Consider the following 15,686-nt stretch of genomic DNA (forward strand, 5'->3'; position numbering starts at 1 on the left):
TGAGGAATAGAAAAGAAAAACATTTATTCAAAGTTTTGGAATGATTGAATTGCTATCGATAGTATTTCTTAAGACATCCCACTTGGCAACCTGCATTTTCTTAATAGTACTTCCATCGCCATAATCCAATAAATCTTCTCGATGAAGATGAGTCAAAACTTTTTTCAAACTGCCCAAACCGTGTGATGACAAAAGATAGGCCTCTTCAGGATCACATAAGCGGCAGTAAACCAACAATTGCCCCAAATTCTGTAAAGTTAATGGAGTCTTTTTAGCTTCAATAAAATAAATTTTTGCCTTATTTCTCCAGATCACCATACCTAACACATCTATCTCAATCATTAAACCCACAACCTGAGGATAATATTTAATGATTCCATATTGTTCTAACACAGAATCCAAATTTACAGAATGCGAATCTACAACAAAAATTTTGCAATCCTGTTTAACATATGTATCTTTAAGATGGTGTTGTAACCAAGCACACATACCTGCATATAATTCTGTTTCTTTAGCTACATTATTCATGATAACCCAGTGCCCCCGCCAATTCGGTCCAAGATTCAAAATGTTTGCCTCTGATAGTTTCTGGAAGTGAGCTATCATTTTCCATCGGATGATATGGTTTCTCACGTCTTCGAATTGGCTTCTCCCAGTAAAATTTATGAGTTTTTGCCTCATCCAAATATTCCAACAATTCTTCCGCATACATTTGCAAAGCGTTTTGTTTGTGAACAATATTAAAACCTATTGGCAGGAATTCATTAGCCCATATTTTTATCTGATGCTCTTTTTTCCAATAATATTGCTGCCCCGAATTATATTTTTTCAGATTAGAATCTCTAAAGTTGGGATGGCCGAAATCAATTGTTTGTACAGGAATGTCAAGAACTTTTAACATATTGGCTATATCAATAACCAACTGCCAATTTCCTGGAATTTCTATATAGACTCGATGACAGCCATCCTGGCCAAAGGCAATATTACTTCTACGAATATATCCTGTAACATCAGCAATTCCTCTCAAAAGCTCCTTTTTTTCATCGGTCGTCATATGAAACAATTCCTCATTCATACTCATAGTAGAATGATGAACCCCTGTCCCGATAAAGCGCAAAATTTCCCGCATTGTATAGTCTTCATTATTTTTGGTAAAAGAAATTTGAGTCGCTCTTCTATTTTGTGATATAGGAAGGCTGTTACCAATTAGAGGCTCAATAACATTCCGTATATCAGCTAAGCTACTCTTAACATAAACGGATACCTCGCGTCCCGCATCATCAATCAAATTTTTATGAGGAATCTCAACAGTAATCGTTGTAGAATCCGATTTGCGTTGGACCTCGCCATTACCCAGCACCATACCAACTAAATATGCCATCTGAGGATTCATTTATTTTGTCTCCTTTTTTTGTCATTCTCCAACTGTTCATATATGCTATCTGCGATTGCTTTAGCTAGAAGAGGTGGCACAGCATTACCAATTTGAGTTCTAATAGCCACTTTAGCCCCATAAAATACATAACTATCATCAAATGATTGTATTCTAGCCGCTTCTCTAGGAGTAATGGCTCGATTTAAGAAAGGATGATTGTTAGTTCCATTGGAAGCAGCATCAAACCGTGTATCAATTGTCGGAGACGGCTCTTCCCATTTTAATCTTCCCCAAGTGGAATGGAATTGTTGTTTACCTAATAATTTTTTAGGTAAGCATTCTCGTCCTTTTTCAGGGGGAATCTGTCTCAATTTTTCAATAGCAACCTTTGCATGATTAGAAGCCTTATGATTATAGAGTTTGTGGCTATGGGTTCTCATTCTCCTTTGATAAACAGAAGTGGGCCTTGTTATGTATTCTTGCTCAAAAGACCCCTCGTTTGAGTTCAAATAAGCCAAATCCTCTATAGCCTCTCTAACAGTAACAGGTTTATTAGTAGTAGGAAACGGTAAATGAATCTTTTTTGATTTACAACATACAAAGATTGTTCTCTCACGTGTCTGAGGAACCCCAAAATCAGAGGCTTTCAGAACCCCAACTTCCACATAATAGCCTAGTTGCTTTATCTTTGCAATTATTTGTTCTTTGAACCAGCCTTTAGAAGTAGACAGTAAACTCTTTACATTTTCAATAACAAAGACTTCAGGTTGCAAAATTTCTACTAGCCTCAAGTATTCCAGGAACAGAAAGTTACGGGGATCATTCAAGCCGAGTTTTTTCCCTTTGAGAGAATATCCCTGACACGGTGGCCCGCCAATAATCATATTGACACCATATTCACGGGCAGCTTTTACGATCTTCTTCTTGATCTTAGTATCCCGTATATCTCCAGTAATCACATTTATTTGAGGCATATTTTTTTTCAAAGTGATTGATAATTTTTCATCAATATCTAATGCGACCACCGTATTAAAATGTGGATTTTGGTGCATTCCATAGGACATTCCACCAGCTCCACAGAAAAGATCTAAAATCTTATATTTTACAGCAGGATTTCGATATTTTTTATTCTTGATTAAAATTCTTTTAAAGATTTCTTTACCCTTAATGGTAGGCTTAAACAAATCGAATTTATTATCAGATCCATGATTCGCCTCGCCAACAATTTCAAATTGTTCTGCATTATGATATTTAAGATAAGTCAAAGGCACTCCCATTATTCCTGGGTAATCCATTGGAATTTCTGCTACTTTTGATACATTTATTGCATCAAAATTATCATATTGGGGATATTTTTCTGGATCATACTGGCAAGTTAACTCAAGTGTCTTGTGTCTCTGTTTAGTATCCAGATTAGTTAACCACATAGCATTTCCTAAACTTCGCCATTTTTGTCCTTTTGAATCGATCCAAAACCGGGTCTTCCGAGGCAAAGTGTCTTGAGGTACTTTAAAAGCCATATCTCCAAAATGATATCCGATCCAAGCTTTACCATTTTTGATATATGGGAATATCTCCTTATAAGTAATAGCATTTTGATTACCAATCAATAAATATTTTTTCTTATATTGGACCAGAAGAGAAAATAAATCTATAAATTTTGAAAATGGGGGATTAGTAACAATAATATCAGCTTCCTTAAGATATTGAATACATTCTTGGCTTCTAAAATCACCATCTCCCTTTAATTTTTTCACAGTTCCAGAATCCGCAAGAAATCTCCTAATTTCAGCATCACTAATGATTTGAGAAGCACTAAATCGTCTATCTACAATCATAACATAAGCATGTTCTTTTTTTAGCCGGTTATTCTGATCATCATATAACGGGGAATGTCCAATAATTCGTGACCCCTGGTAAGAAGTACAAATAAGCTTTTTCAAGGCCAATATATTAAAATTTTTTAAAAAATATTTTGCAAAGGCAGACTCATATGGGTCATCACAATTACACAAGACGGTTTTACCATAAAACTGTTCCGTATAATGGCCGATCTCATCTTCTACAGTTCGATAATCTGTATACCATTCATCAGTATTTTCCGAATACTTGGCCTTGTTTAATATAGAATTACTATGCATTACAGATCTCCAAGTCGTTTTTTCCCAATTAATCAATATTATCAATAAATTCTAAGATATCATCCACCCGGCAATTAAGGCTTTTACAAAGAGTCTCAACTGTTTCCAAGGAAATATAATTATTCCGACGCATTCTCGTCATAATATTCCCCGAAAAGCCACACATTTGTTGTAGCCGAGAGTTGCTAATATCTTTTTCAATCATAAGATGGAATAACTTCTTATAACTAACAGCCATTTTGAGTCTCCACATTAAATGTCTTATACTCTAAATTATATCACGAATAAGTGAATATTCGTCCAAAGGCGTTATTTATACAACAAATATGATATAAATTAAAAAATTAACAATCTTGAATTTGTTCTCTTTCTATATCTTTAACTCTAAGGATCTTATTTTCTATCGCGTGATGAACTTAATTAGATGTTTGAAAAAGCAAACAGAAACAAAAGAACATACAAATGCTTCTTTGCCCAGGTTACCAAAAACAACGATCAGTCTATACTCCAGAACATATGCCAGGGATAAACATTTAATAAGACAAAACTCTACACAAAAATAAATGGATAAAAGGCTCTAGCTACATACTGGAGCCTTTTATTTCCTATTAACTGCATTTATCAATCGCCTTCAATTTAATGCTTCCTGAGAAGTTATAAGATTCTAATAAGAGACATAATATCGGTCCTCTCTTTTCCAAGAGCTTGGTCGGTAATATCGATAGCAGGTTGAAAAATGCTTAAATTCCCTTCAAAGTGGTTAAACTCATTAATAAGAGTCTTCTTTGAGGTTAGACGAATACGATAGCGGATTTGCGTAGGATCATTTCCATTAGGAAAAGCCTTATCTATTATTTGCCCGAGTTGCTTATTTTCTCTGGTATCAATATTAAATTTCTCAACAAGATTTTTCTCAACACAAAGACGTAAAAACAAATATTCAAATGAATGGCATAGTGTTCTATCTAATAAAGGAAATTTCTCTTCATTCACTAGATGCACTCCATCAACCGTTTTAGCAAGTATATCTTCCACAGAAACTTGATAACTACTAGGAAGGTATCGTTCTTGGCGATCAAACAACTCTGAATAGGCCTTTGCAATATCTACTTTTCCTGTTTTATACCCATGCATTACTTCCGTTAATTCTTCAAATAATTTTTTATTATTAATAATATTTGCATAACCACGCATAAAAGGAATCATGGAAATTAAAAATAACTCTTTATTACGCACTTCTTGGGGAATCTTTTCTCTAAAGGCTTTCAAAAGTTTTTCAAGACTAATCAACATCCCCTTTTCAAGATCGCTTAAAGGAACAAATCCATTATCTCCATCTTCGATATTATTTAATAGATAGAGATTAAAACTGCCTTTATGCTGGCCCTCAAGGAGACGGACTAAGTCTAAATTATGAGTGAGAATAATTCTTTTTTTATTATGTAAGATTTTGGCAATAGCATACACAACTTTATTCTTATATATAGAATCAAAGCTGGATACCGGATCATCTATTACTACTATGGGACAATCTGAGTTCTTGGCTTTCAGGAATTCAAAAGTTAGAGATAAGAAGTTTTGTTCTCCTGTACTTAATGGCAATTTTTCCCTATCTGTTCCCAAAAATTCTTGGTCATTCAAGACAATACGAAGATGATGCTGGTGATCTCTGTCCAACTTGAGAGTCTTGTTCATGCTATTACTAATTATTTCCTGGATGTAAAGACAATCTTCATCACTAATAGTTGGTTGATTCTGTAAAATACGCTCATACTCTTTATAATTGGTGAAAAGTGGACTCTGTTCTGTAAGCTCCAGAATGTTATTTTCTAGCAATGCACTATATAGATTTTTATAGTAAGTTATTGTGCTTGCTAAGGCTCCCATTTCTTCCATACTTCCGGTAGAAACAGCATTTAACAGACATTGTTTGATGCCAAAAGGGTCCTCAGAAGGTAGAATATTGACTGCTTGTTCTATAGCTTGCCTAACTTTATCATCTAATGCCTCTAGCGTCTCCTTTTTTCGGGTTGTTTTTTGGGCTAACAATTTTTCCCGATCAATATTTTGATTATCACATACAATACATTGGTCTTTTTGAAAGCGATCGAGAATTTTAATAGCCTCTGTATTTTCTTCAATTTCCGTTACATGTACATTTGGAGAAATATGGACCGTCATTAATTCTTCAAATTTTTTGATTATGGAGTTCTTATCTGCCAGATCTTTCTGAAGAAATAGGAGTTTATTTTCATCGTACTGCGAAATTGATTGTGCAGTCAAAGATTTTAATAAATTTATAAGATTCTCCGCTGTATAGGAAGATCCCTTGGATCTACTATTAGCACAATCTTTGATAAAATCAATCAACTTCCGCTTTGATAACAAACCAATTAGCGGACTACTAGCAGACGAAATATTAAAAGTAGTTTTTATTAACTGTAAAATATTCCCAATAACAGTTTTGCGGTCTTCCTCAACCTGTTTTTGTAATTCGAATTCCCTCTGAATATTATCTCCAAGTAAAAAATCACATGTTTCTCCCCTAATAATATTACGATTATTTTGGTCATTAATAACATGAAAAATGCTTTTAGGATCCTGATAATCTCTCCCTTCTAAGGAAAATTCTACTTTGGTGTTTGGGCCAGATTCTAATACTTTGATCAAACTACTTTTCCCTGTGCCATTCGGCCCGTAGATGACTGCAATATTTTTGGAGCCAGAAAAGTGAATTTCATTATTACGTGCAAAAGGGCTAAAATCTCTCGTAAAAATATTTTGGTTTTCAATTTTTTTAAATATAAGCAACATTTCTGTGTGTCTCCTTTATTCCTTAGGCTTCATCTCATGTAACAGTTTGTTAGTATTGGATCTTGAAAAATATAACTTGATAAATATTAATTAAGTAGAGTTATAGGATGTAACACAAGCAAGAACAGACAATGAAATAATCCAGAGATCCAATTATTAAAACAAGATAATTACTTCTTGGAATGTCTAAACTTTGGTAATTATTGTTGTAACAGTTATATTACTATATATTTTAGATTAGTTTTATAATATTTCTAATTTGGAATTTTATATAATTTATCCCACATGATCTAATTTTTAATTATATCTTATAGGACCTGTTCCCCTCCTTCATCTCTAAATTGTCTTCTTATATCTTTCTAAACCCTATTTAAAGATTACCCTGTAATCTTGCCAAGTCTACTTCGTACCCTTGGCACTATACACTTATATCTTCTTTACTTATGTCTATTATTTATCTATATCTATTAACCTTACTTATTCTTACATAATATACACACCTCTTCTTCATCCCTGTCCCCTCTGCTTATTAATTGTTCAATCTGATAAATTTGCAACTTTTGGGGGCGCGTATGCCCGTTAAGCCATTTGTTGATTGATACATAAGAAACCCCCAATAATTTGGCCAGTTCTGCCTGTGTAAGTCTGTTTTTAAGTCTATAGTCTTCCAACTGTTTAATTAAGTTATCCATTTTATTACTCCTTTGTACTCCCCTGTTAGTAATCAATTATTTCTTTGGTCCTCATATCCACCCGAATAGGCTTAAAATCATTGATCGTCCGTTTGATTTTTCTAATTGTCTGGTCCCGCTTAGTCTTAAAATATTCGGCTAATTTCTCTTGTTTATTCTTTGCGGCGCTGTACTGCATATATTGCTTTTTTTCTCCAGCGTATCTCTCTTCAATAGGGTTAAACAGTTCCTTAACGGTATTGGCTCCCAACTTTTTTTCTAGATTTTCCAACCCTTTGTACATGAGAATATCACTAATGGAGACTCCGGCTCTTCTGGCTTCTTGTATCTGCCTTATTTCTGTTTCTTTGGAACACCCAGCAGGGGGTAAATTGTTTAGCACCTCATTAGAGAAACTTATCAGCAACTCCCTGGCTAATTTACTATCCCACACTTCCCGTAATGTAAATTTCCCTCTACATTGCTTAAACTTGGATAAATTTGCCTTTACGGAAGGGCTACTATAAAAAGTGACTTCATACCTAAGCACTTGCTTCCCTTGCTCTAGCAACTTGCCATAGATTTCTTTGTTTTCCTTGTTATATAGGCTCTTTCCCACTATTTCTTTGGTTGTTTTGTCATAAAAGCGATGTCTCGGCTGTCCAGGCTTATACCCACTTTATACCCGTCTCTTCTGTCTTTTCTATAGTGATGAAATTCGAGCGCATTATATCCTTTAGTTAAACCCTTCTCAAGCCGCTTGAACAAGGCGGTCATGGAAGTTGTTATAGGCAAAATAATGTTCTTCCCATACTCCAGGTAATAAATCTGTGCGTTATATATCGCTTCTTTAGGCACATCTAAGCCGTTTCTGGTACATTCGCATTGAATAGCTGTCACTAACTTATCCAAGTCCGCATCCGTGGCTTCCGCCAAGTTATTGCCAAACAAACACCTTGGTGCGGCTACATCAAATACAACCTGTTGTTTTTTGCTGTGATAAGACACCACAGGTTTATTGGGGGGATTCTTAATTCGCTGGGCTTTCAAGGACTCTATCGCCCCAGGCCACAATTCTTTTACATTTTCTGATTCAATACCACCTTTAATCCTATCAATCATACTTGCTGAAACTCCTTCAGTTCAAATCCAAGATTTTTCAATCTGGGAACTCTTTCGGGTTCAACAAATGTATAAGTGTATACCTTCTTTAATCTCTCTTAATAAAAGTTATGGGCTTTCTGGGTGGCTTTATAAATTGTCATTAGAAGCTATAAATCCCGTTATAATTTCTTATCCTCCCTTGCTACTTAATGTATAAGTGTATACCAAGTACAATTCCTATTTACGGTATGGCGCTTTCAACCTGTATATTGGGGGTCTTTTAGGCAAAAATCTTCTTGCCCGTTCTATATAATGGGTAAGTGTATACCATTTTTAACTTTTGCTTAGAAATATAGCATCGGGTAAACAGTCTAGGAGAGTGCTACCCGCGCTTTGCACACGATTGCACTAGCCTTCTTATTTCCAGCATCTTATTATGAGAAATATAATTTACAGATGATAGGGACAAAAGCCCTAATCAAAACTACCCCTAAAGGCCTAGTTTGGGGGCAGTCTCGTGTACTGAAAAGGGTGACAAAATCCCCGAGTGTATTCTTATATAAATTTGGGTGTTTGGTAACTTTTTAATGTAGGAAATTATATGGGATAAGACTTGTAATTGTTGATTCTATCGGCCTGCTAATTGCGTGATGTAAGGAACAATATAATTGTATGAGGAAGCAAGGTCTCTAAAAATTTTCAGAAAAATTTTTGACCGAACTTTTTATTTCCAAAATCCCAAAATTTATTTTTGTGATGTTATCTTCCACTTTTAGTGGCTTCCGTCCGCCGTCCTTATTTTTGGCAAGCGAAAAATGGCGGATACATCTTTGCTTTGACTGTATACAATCTTTATAAATATTAAAAACCTACATAAATCACTTTTTATTCTCTCTTTTAAGTTGCATATATACAGGAGAATCTTTTTTCCACTTAACAGTAGTTAATTTAAAAACTTGATTTTCCATAATATCAAAGAAAAAGACTTCATCAAACTTAGAAAAAAATACTTGCTTGGTCAAATTTTGATCAAAAGATACACATTCCGACTGACACATCCGGTTAGCAGTAATCAACAGATAGGCTTTATCGCAATATTTTCGGTAATGAACTATTTTCCGGCTCTTTTTCTCAATAATTTGCTGAAGTAGTTGGTACGGGTGTTTCCACACCCAACAAGGGGAAGTTCTCTTCCAATTAGAAGTCATTTCGGCCCCCACGTTTCTGACATACAGGATTGCTTTAAGGTTTCCAATATACACTCGCAAAACTATTTGTTTTGAAATATCGGATTTTAGAATTTGGTTTTCATTTGCCAGAAGTGTCTTCGTTATTCTCTTTGACAAGACCTCTCCTTCAGATTTATTAATCCCATCTGTATGCATGAAAAATACATTAATGTGCAGATTTAGAGAACTCTGTTTCTGAAATAACAATAACGCATTCTCTACAATTAAGTCCAAAAAACGTTCTTCTTTAACGCGGAGACTTCCTTTGCCATAAATACACCGAGTTAATTCTATTCCAATGGTCTCATTTTTTTCTTTGAAGAGGAAATCAATGACACGATCCGGATTTTCCAGCAAGTGTTTCCAGGAAACAATTGGACATTGGCGAAGAAAGAAGCCCAGCATCCTTTTTTCATAATTATATTTATCACTATCCTGTTTGGAGAACATTAATCTTCACCTAATTAAATTATTTTAAGCAGTCTTATGATATTAACCTATATCTACCGGAGGAAGAACCGGCTGAACAGGAATAAATCCTTTCGTTTTAGAAAATTTCATATTACAAATAAAATTCTTCATACAATCCGAGGGGTCTATAAGATCAAAATTAATCTTATCAAGCGTTTCTCGTGGTATCCAAGCGGATACTATGATTTGGGGCTCTATCTTGCCTGTCGCAGTGTTTAGTCCTTCTATCTTCGCGTGTGCTAATACAGCGGGGACTGGAATGGCTGCAAAAATCGTCCGAATTACCGCCAAGAAATAACTACAAATATAATCTTGGTATAATTCATTACGCTTGCTGATAGGCATATTTTTGCGGGATAATTTCCCAGTAGAAGTTAGTGATAGAACATATGTTGGTATTATATTATCTATATTTTTAACCATTATGTTCACCAAAAGATATTGTTTTTGAAATTCCGCACACAGCGGACTTTCTTTTTCTTCTGTTTCTTTAAAACAAGGCAGGCATACTTCTTCAAAGACTTGCTGATATGCTGGTATATTTTCTGCTAAAATGGCCTCTGAAAACTCGTGCATTTCTTGCCATTTTACGTATGCTTGCTCATATTTGCCCATTTCCTCATCAAAAATGGCCTTATCTTTGGCGGGAGCGTCTTGGATTTCCTGTTCCATTTTATTTATTTTTTTAGGAGTTAATCTAAACAATTTATCCCAGAAAGAGGGAACATAATTTTTCAACTTGGCTTTGGCTGCTTTTTCTATTTTATTAGAAAATACAGGCTTAACAGGTGGCTTCTTATTATTTATTTCCCGCCAATTAATGGTATTGGGAACTTTCTTATGCAATGATTTGATTGTATGAATAAACGCTTGATAATTTTCAAATTGTTCCTGTGCATTGAACCGTTCTTGCTCTTTGAGTTGCTGTTTACGAACTCGTTCTTCTTCTCGAATAGCTCTTCTCTGAGCACGTTCTAATTCTCTTAAAAATCCTTTAAATGTCATAACGCCTCCATTTATACTATAAAATAATTATATCAAGCCCTATTTATTAAGAGATAAGTTTATTTGTATTATCGGCCAAAAATAAACCTAGCCAAAAGAAAGAAAAGTTTTTATAATAAATTATATTGTGACAGGAGTATTTTTATCTTTCATAAGCCTTAAACGTGGCTTATATACAATTTGAATCTGTTTTTGGAACCGTATGAAAGCATACGGTGCGCTGTTGGGAATTCCAACGGCACATTCTGAGTCCAAAAACAACCGTTTTTAGGCACAGTATGCCCGAGCTGATCCCTTGGGTGTACCGTGCCGAGTGTTTCCTGCCCATTGGGGCAGGGAACCACGGCTGTTTATGTTTGGGTTACTCAGAATGGCTCAAATATAACAGCCGTTTTTGTTTATCCATTTTTGCTTCTTGTTATTCTTGAGCCCGAGAAAGTCAAGTCTAGTAAGGAGAAAAAATGCATCCAATTAAAGCTATACTCTCCGCAATGTTAATCGCAAGCCTTACAGGTTGCGCCAGTTATCAGGTAACTACAAAAAATTCACGAAGTGTCTCTCTGGATTCGAATCGGCCCGTATATATTGCCTTAACACAGGGAGAATATCCTCAAGAGAATCAAGAAATACAAAAGGCTTTTGTGCAAGAATGGAAATCTTATGCGGTACAGGTTATCCCGTTGGGAAGCTCTTCTTCGTTAACACAATCTATTCAAACTGCGAAAGCATTGGGGGATGGCTATTTGGTTTATCCGGAAGTAGAACAATGGGAAGACCACAACACCCCTTGGTCTACCATTCGAGATAAAATCCAAGTATCAGTTGTATTAATAGACATAAAAAGCGATCGAATATTAGATAAAAGTGTACTAAATGGCAAAAGTACCACCTGGACTATGAAAAACACAAGCCCTTCTATTATTCTGCCTAACTTAGTGAATCATTATATAGAACCCTTGTATAAATAGGAGACATTGATATGACCACAATATTACTTATTTTACTAGCTGCCGTCGGAATCGGTGGCGGATTAGCAGCTTCTGGCGGAAGCAGCGGCGGAAGTGATAGCGGTTATGAAACCCCTGTTCAGCCCGGCGAAAAACCAGAGATTATCAGCGTATTAACCTCGATAGACCGCTATCAACAAACCCAACAAGTCGGTGAAATTTCTGTAGCAGAATCCACCTTAATTGTTAGTGGAGAACGACCCGTTGTAGAAAATGGCAGATTTAAATACAACATTGATCCCGACAGAGGAGAATTAGAAGATGTTTACGAACCCTACACGGTTTCTATCGGAGTCAATGATTATAGCCACTCAGATGATTATGCAGATTATTACGAACACCAAGGAGATACTATTAAAGGCTTGTACAACTACAAAGAACACTCTTATGAACCTGACAATTGGATCGATATGGAAGTAGTGTCCCGTGATATTTTAGCTTTGGGTGGGCAAAAGTTAGGATTAAAAAGCAGCGATTTTGGGTATCATAATAATTCCATTAGTTTTTCTTCTTTCGGAGAATTACCCTGGTATGAACCTTTCTATTTGTATGATACTACCAAGATTGCATCAACCGACCGAACCGATACCGCCACTTATCAAGGGCACCTATTGGGCGGGGTAGAATTGGTAGAAACCGAAAGTGGTTATGCAGCAGGGAAAGATTATCTTCCTTTTACTGGGAATATTAACTTAAATATAGATTTTGCAAATAGAACTTTAAATGGAGATATGGCCACCGTTCTTGCCAGTTTAAGTTGGTATAAGTTTAACTTATCTGGGAATCTATCATCTTCCAGTGATTTTAATGTTAATTCGGTTTCCATCAATAACCATAGCCAGCCGGATTCTGCTCTCTCTAAATATAAACTCAATAGTGTGAATTATGCGACCGGCTCAGGGAAGCTATTGGAAGACGAAACACAAGATGAAATAGTAGGAAAACTTTCTTTTTGGGGTGAAAATTCGCAGTATAGCATTTTTGTTGCTACCTCTTTTGGCGCTATTTCACCCAAATCAACAGAAAATCTTCCGCCTCCTACTTACTTAAGTGAACTTACTAATAATCAATTTCTCACTACTCATCTTATCAGTAATGATCATTACGGAAATTTTCTCGGAAACATGCAATTTGGTAATGGCAAAATCTCTGTTTCTACAGATGTGCCTCTGGTACAAAACGGTAAATTTCAACAGCAAATAGTGGATGGCTACTTGGAAACATTAACAGAAACTAAAATTGTAGATTTTATAGTAAAAGATTTTGTTTCCTCTGACACCTATGCGGATTATTTTTCTAAAAACATTGGCACCTGGTCTGGGTTATGGAATAACAAAGCAATGGAAGATGAGCCGGATAACTATATACAGATGACTGCTACCATTGATGAAAAGTTAGCGTTAGGTGGGCGCTTAGCAGGGTTGAAAAATGCGGAATTTGGATATCGTCAACAAACCAGTCAAGCCACGGCATTTGAGCCATCTTCGTATTATTATACTTTTTACGCCTACAACAACACCGCTTTATCCTCTGCATACCGCTCGGATACCGCATATTATACGGGCAACATGTTGGGTTCTGTCTCTACATTTATAGGAGAAGAAGAGATGTTGACCTCTCGCGCCCTGCAAGGCACGGCCAATTTTGTTTTTGATTTTGCAAATACAAATTTATCAGGGAAAATACTAGCTTCGTCAGAAGGGAAGGAATGGGGTTCTCTAAGTGTACAGGGCAATATTGCTTCTCCTAGTGATTTTTCTATTTCCAATGTCCAATTAGAAAATATGTCCAGTGGTAATTCTGACAACTGGACAATTATTAGCGCCATGGGTGGCAATGGAAACGGGAAAATATTAGCTTCTGAAATTGTCGGAGATATATCCTTAGAAGGTTTGAACTCACAAAATAAATTTGTTTCAGCTTATATGAGTTTTGGTGCAAAAGAACAAAAATAAAAATATTAGGGCTTTAATATAATTAAAGCCCTAATTTTTACTTATGAAAATTATTTTATTAAGCTTATGTGTTTTCTTGATCACTTGCCCGGGATGGAGCTTTGATACTCGTCGAGCAGAGATTCTATTAGCAGGCAATAATATCGAAGGAGCCCAGCAGGTTTTAATTGAAGAATATCAAAAAACCCACAATAATCAAGAAAAAGAACAAATTCAATTTCTGCTTGCCCAACTTTCTTTACAAAAGAAAGATTACGAAGAAGCGGCCTCTATATACCGGAAAATGCTTTCAGATAATCCTTCTCTTACCCAAGTACGATTAGAATTAGGTTTTGTATATTTTTTACAACACAAAGACGATGCTGCTCGCTACCATTTACGCCTAGTGCTAGCCGAAAAAAATTTACCCCCTCTGGTAAAGCAAAACATACGTAATCTGTTAGAAGTCATGAGGCGTCGGAGATCCTGGCAATTATACATTAGTGTAGGAATGGCACCGGATTCTAACATTAATACAATGTCTGGAAGGAGACTGGAATGCTTTAATTTTATGGGACTTCCTTTTTGTAGGGAATTAGATAACATAGAATCGGATGTCGGATTTCAAGGGTTTGGTTCTCTCTCCTATATTTATAAATTAAGCGATAATTGGGGATTAAAAGGACGCTTGATGTTAGATAGCATTGATTATAGTGATGATCGATATTCTTTTTGGGGAATAGGCGGAGAATTTGGTCCACATTATATAGTAGGGCGCTCTGAGTATGGCCTAGGAGTTTCTTATCGCCAACAATGGAATGATGAGAGCCGCTATAATACAACGAGAGGTCTTTTCGGAGAGTTTTCAGCCGACCTTTCTAATAGGTTGTCTTTATATGGGCGCTTGAATCTAGACCAAGCAAATTATAATGATTATGAATATCAGGGATACAATTCTCATAACTATGCCTCATTCTTTCGTTTAATGTATGGCATAAATAACAGAAGCTATGCGTCTTTATCTGCTTCTTTAATTTATGAACATAGCCAAAGTGATTGGAATAGTAATATTCGTCAAAGATATGCTTTGGGATATGGGAGAGAGCTGCCGTGGGGATTCAGCATATATGCAGAACCAAATATTACTTTTGCTAACTACCAGGGGAAACGTCTTTTTATTGGAAGAAATAATAATTTAGAAGAAGTGAAAAGACAAGATATCACATACGGAGTTTATCTATCTCTAAGTAATAAATATCTGCGATTTTGGGATATTACTCCAACTATAAATTTTATTTATAACCAACGAACCTCTAATGTATATAATTATGATTATGAACGTACCCGTTGGGAAATAGGACTTAGCAAGAGTTTCTAAGAATTGATTTTAACCCTATTTATAACATATTTCCTTACTTATTGTTACATAACATAGGGCGCATGGGATTAGACTCCTCAAGCACTCTAAATATTCATAAATAGTCATAAATCCTAAAAGTTGTAGCGGAGTGGATAAAAATGCCATTTTTAGGCCAAATTTAATACTAAAATACCCCTCACAAAAAGTTATAATAAGGCCCTTTTTGGCCGTTTTTAAGGGTTCGTTCTCGTCGGGAAAGCAAAATATGCCAATAAATGACATTGGTGGAGAAAAAGTTGTAAAAGTATTCTAAAAGCGAACCCCATATTAAATGCTTAGAACTTTTTGGGTATTTTCCCTTAATTTCTAAGCATTTTTTATTTCCTTGCGCAAAAATATTGAACGGTTCGCGGTATTTTGGGTAAATTTTGTGTCCGTCCAATACAAAATCGCTGGCTATATGGCGCAAAAGCGGCTTTTTTTCTGAAAGCGGAGCCGCGCGATAAATAGTACCCATATTACATACCAACTTTAAAATATCTGTGCTTTTTTGCCGTACGGCTTCCGGCTGTACA

At 35.6% G+C, this 15,686-nt stretch carries 13 protein-coding genes; 3 read left to right on the forward strand and 10 right to left on the reverse strand.

Annotated features, from left to right (window positions below):
* Positions 1-27 precede the first annotated feature (27 nt).
* From ACQY33_RS02680 to ACQY33_RS02725, 10 genes are all read right to left on the reverse strand, one after another.
* Complete coding sequence (locus tag ACQY33_RS02680) at positions 28-528, reverse strand: hypothetical protein (protein ID WP_428073671.1); 501 nt, start codon at positions 526-528, stop codon at positions 28-30.
* On the reverse strand, positions 521-1,393 hold the full coding sequence (locus ACQY33_RS02685; RefSeq protein WP_428073673.1) for a hypothetical protein: 873 nt from the start codon (positions 1,391-1,393) through the stop codon (positions 521-523). The genes ACQY33_RS02680 and ACQY33_RS02685 overlap by 8 nt, the downstream gene beginning before the upstream one ends.
* Positions 1,390-3,516: a DNA (cytosine-5-)-methyltransferase gene (gene dcm / locus ACQY33_RS02690; protein WP_428073675.1), complete on the reverse strand. Its 2,127-nt coding sequence runs from the start codon at positions 3,514-3,516 to the stop codon at positions 1,390-1,392. Before dcm ends, ACQY33_RS02685 begins: the two co-directional genes overlap by 4 nt.
* A 28-nt stretch (positions 3,517-3,544) precedes the next feature.
* Positions 3,545-3,754, reverse strand: a complete 210-nt coding sequence (locus ACQY33_RS02695; protein ID WP_428073677.1) for a helix-turn-helix domain-containing protein — start codon at positions 3,752-3,754, stop codon at positions 3,545-3,547.
* Positions 3,755-4,170: 416 nt separating this feature from the next.
* Positions 4,171-6,330: an AAA family ATPase gene (locus ACQY33_RS02700; RefSeq protein ID WP_428073679.1), complete on the reverse strand. Its 2,160-nt coding sequence runs from the start codon at positions 6,328-6,330 to the stop codon at positions 4,171-4,173.
* Between the two features lie 473 nt (positions 6,331-6,803).
* The gene (locus tag ACQY33_RS02705) at positions 6,804-7,022 is read right to left on the reverse strand and encodes a helix-turn-helix transcriptional regulator (RefSeq protein ID WP_428073681.1); all 219 of its coding nucleotides are present in this window, start codon (positions 7,020-7,022) and stop codon (positions 6,804-6,806) included.
* A gap of 25 nt (positions 7,023-7,047) precedes the next feature.
* Positions 7,048-7,620 (reverse strand): hypothetical protein, encoded by a 573-nt coding sequence (locus tag ACQY33_RS02710; protein WP_428073683.1) that lies wholly within the window; start codon positions 7,618-7,620, stop codon positions 7,048-7,050.
* Positions 7,620-8,123 (reverse strand): hypothetical protein, encoded by a 504-nt coding sequence (locus ACQY33_RS02715; protein ID WP_428073684.1) that lies wholly within the window; start codon positions 8,121-8,123, stop codon positions 7,620-7,622. Before ACQY33_RS02715 ends, ACQY33_RS02710 begins: the two co-directional genes overlap by 1 nt.
* Before the next feature lie 860 nt (positions 8,124-8,983).
* Positions 8,984-9,784 carry a hypothetical protein gene (locus ACQY33_RS02720; RefSeq protein ID WP_428073686.1) on the reverse strand — a complete coding sequence of 267 codons (801 nt, stop codon included), beginning with the start codon at positions 9,782-9,784 and terminating at the stop codon, positions 8,984-8,986.
* 42 nt (positions 9,785-9,826) lie between these two features.
* Positions 9,827-10,810 (reverse strand): hypothetical protein, encoded by a 984-nt coding sequence (locus tag ACQY33_RS02725; protein WP_428073688.1) that lies wholly within the window; start codon positions 10,808-10,810, stop codon positions 9,827-9,829.
* Between the two features lie 461 nt (positions 10,811-11,271).
* Between ACQY33_RS02725 and ACQY33_RS02730 the strand changes: the two genes are divergently transcribed.
* Genes ACQY33_RS02730 through ACQY33_RS02740 form a run of 3 tightly spaced genes read left to right on the forward strand, consistent with a single transcriptional unit; the run spans position 11,272 to position 15,129 of the window.
* Positions 11,272-11,778, forward strand: coding sequence for a DUF4823 domain-containing protein (locus ACQY33_RS02730; RefSeq protein WP_428073690.1), 507 nt, complete (start codon positions 11,272-11,274; stop codon positions 11,776-11,778).
* A gap of 11 nt (positions 11,779-11,789) precedes the next feature.
* Positions 11,790-13,772, forward strand: coding sequence for a hypothetical protein (locus ACQY33_RS02735; RefSeq protein WP_428073692.1), 1,983 nt, complete (start codon positions 11,790-11,792; stop codon positions 13,770-13,772).
* Positions 13,773-13,815: 43 nt separating this feature from the next.
* Complete coding sequence (locus ACQY33_RS02740; RefSeq protein ID WP_428073694.1) at positions 13,816-15,129, forward strand: surface lipoprotein assembly modifier; 1,314 nt, start codon at positions 13,816-13,818, stop codon at positions 15,127-15,129.
* Positions 15,130-15,686: the final 557 nt, after the last annotated feature.

The organism is Candidatus Avelusimicrobium aviculae (assembly GCF_949292495.1).
GTDB lineage: Bacteria > Elusimicrobiota > Elusimicrobia > Elusimicrobiales > Elusimicrobiaceae > Avelusimicrobium > Avelusimicrobium aviculae.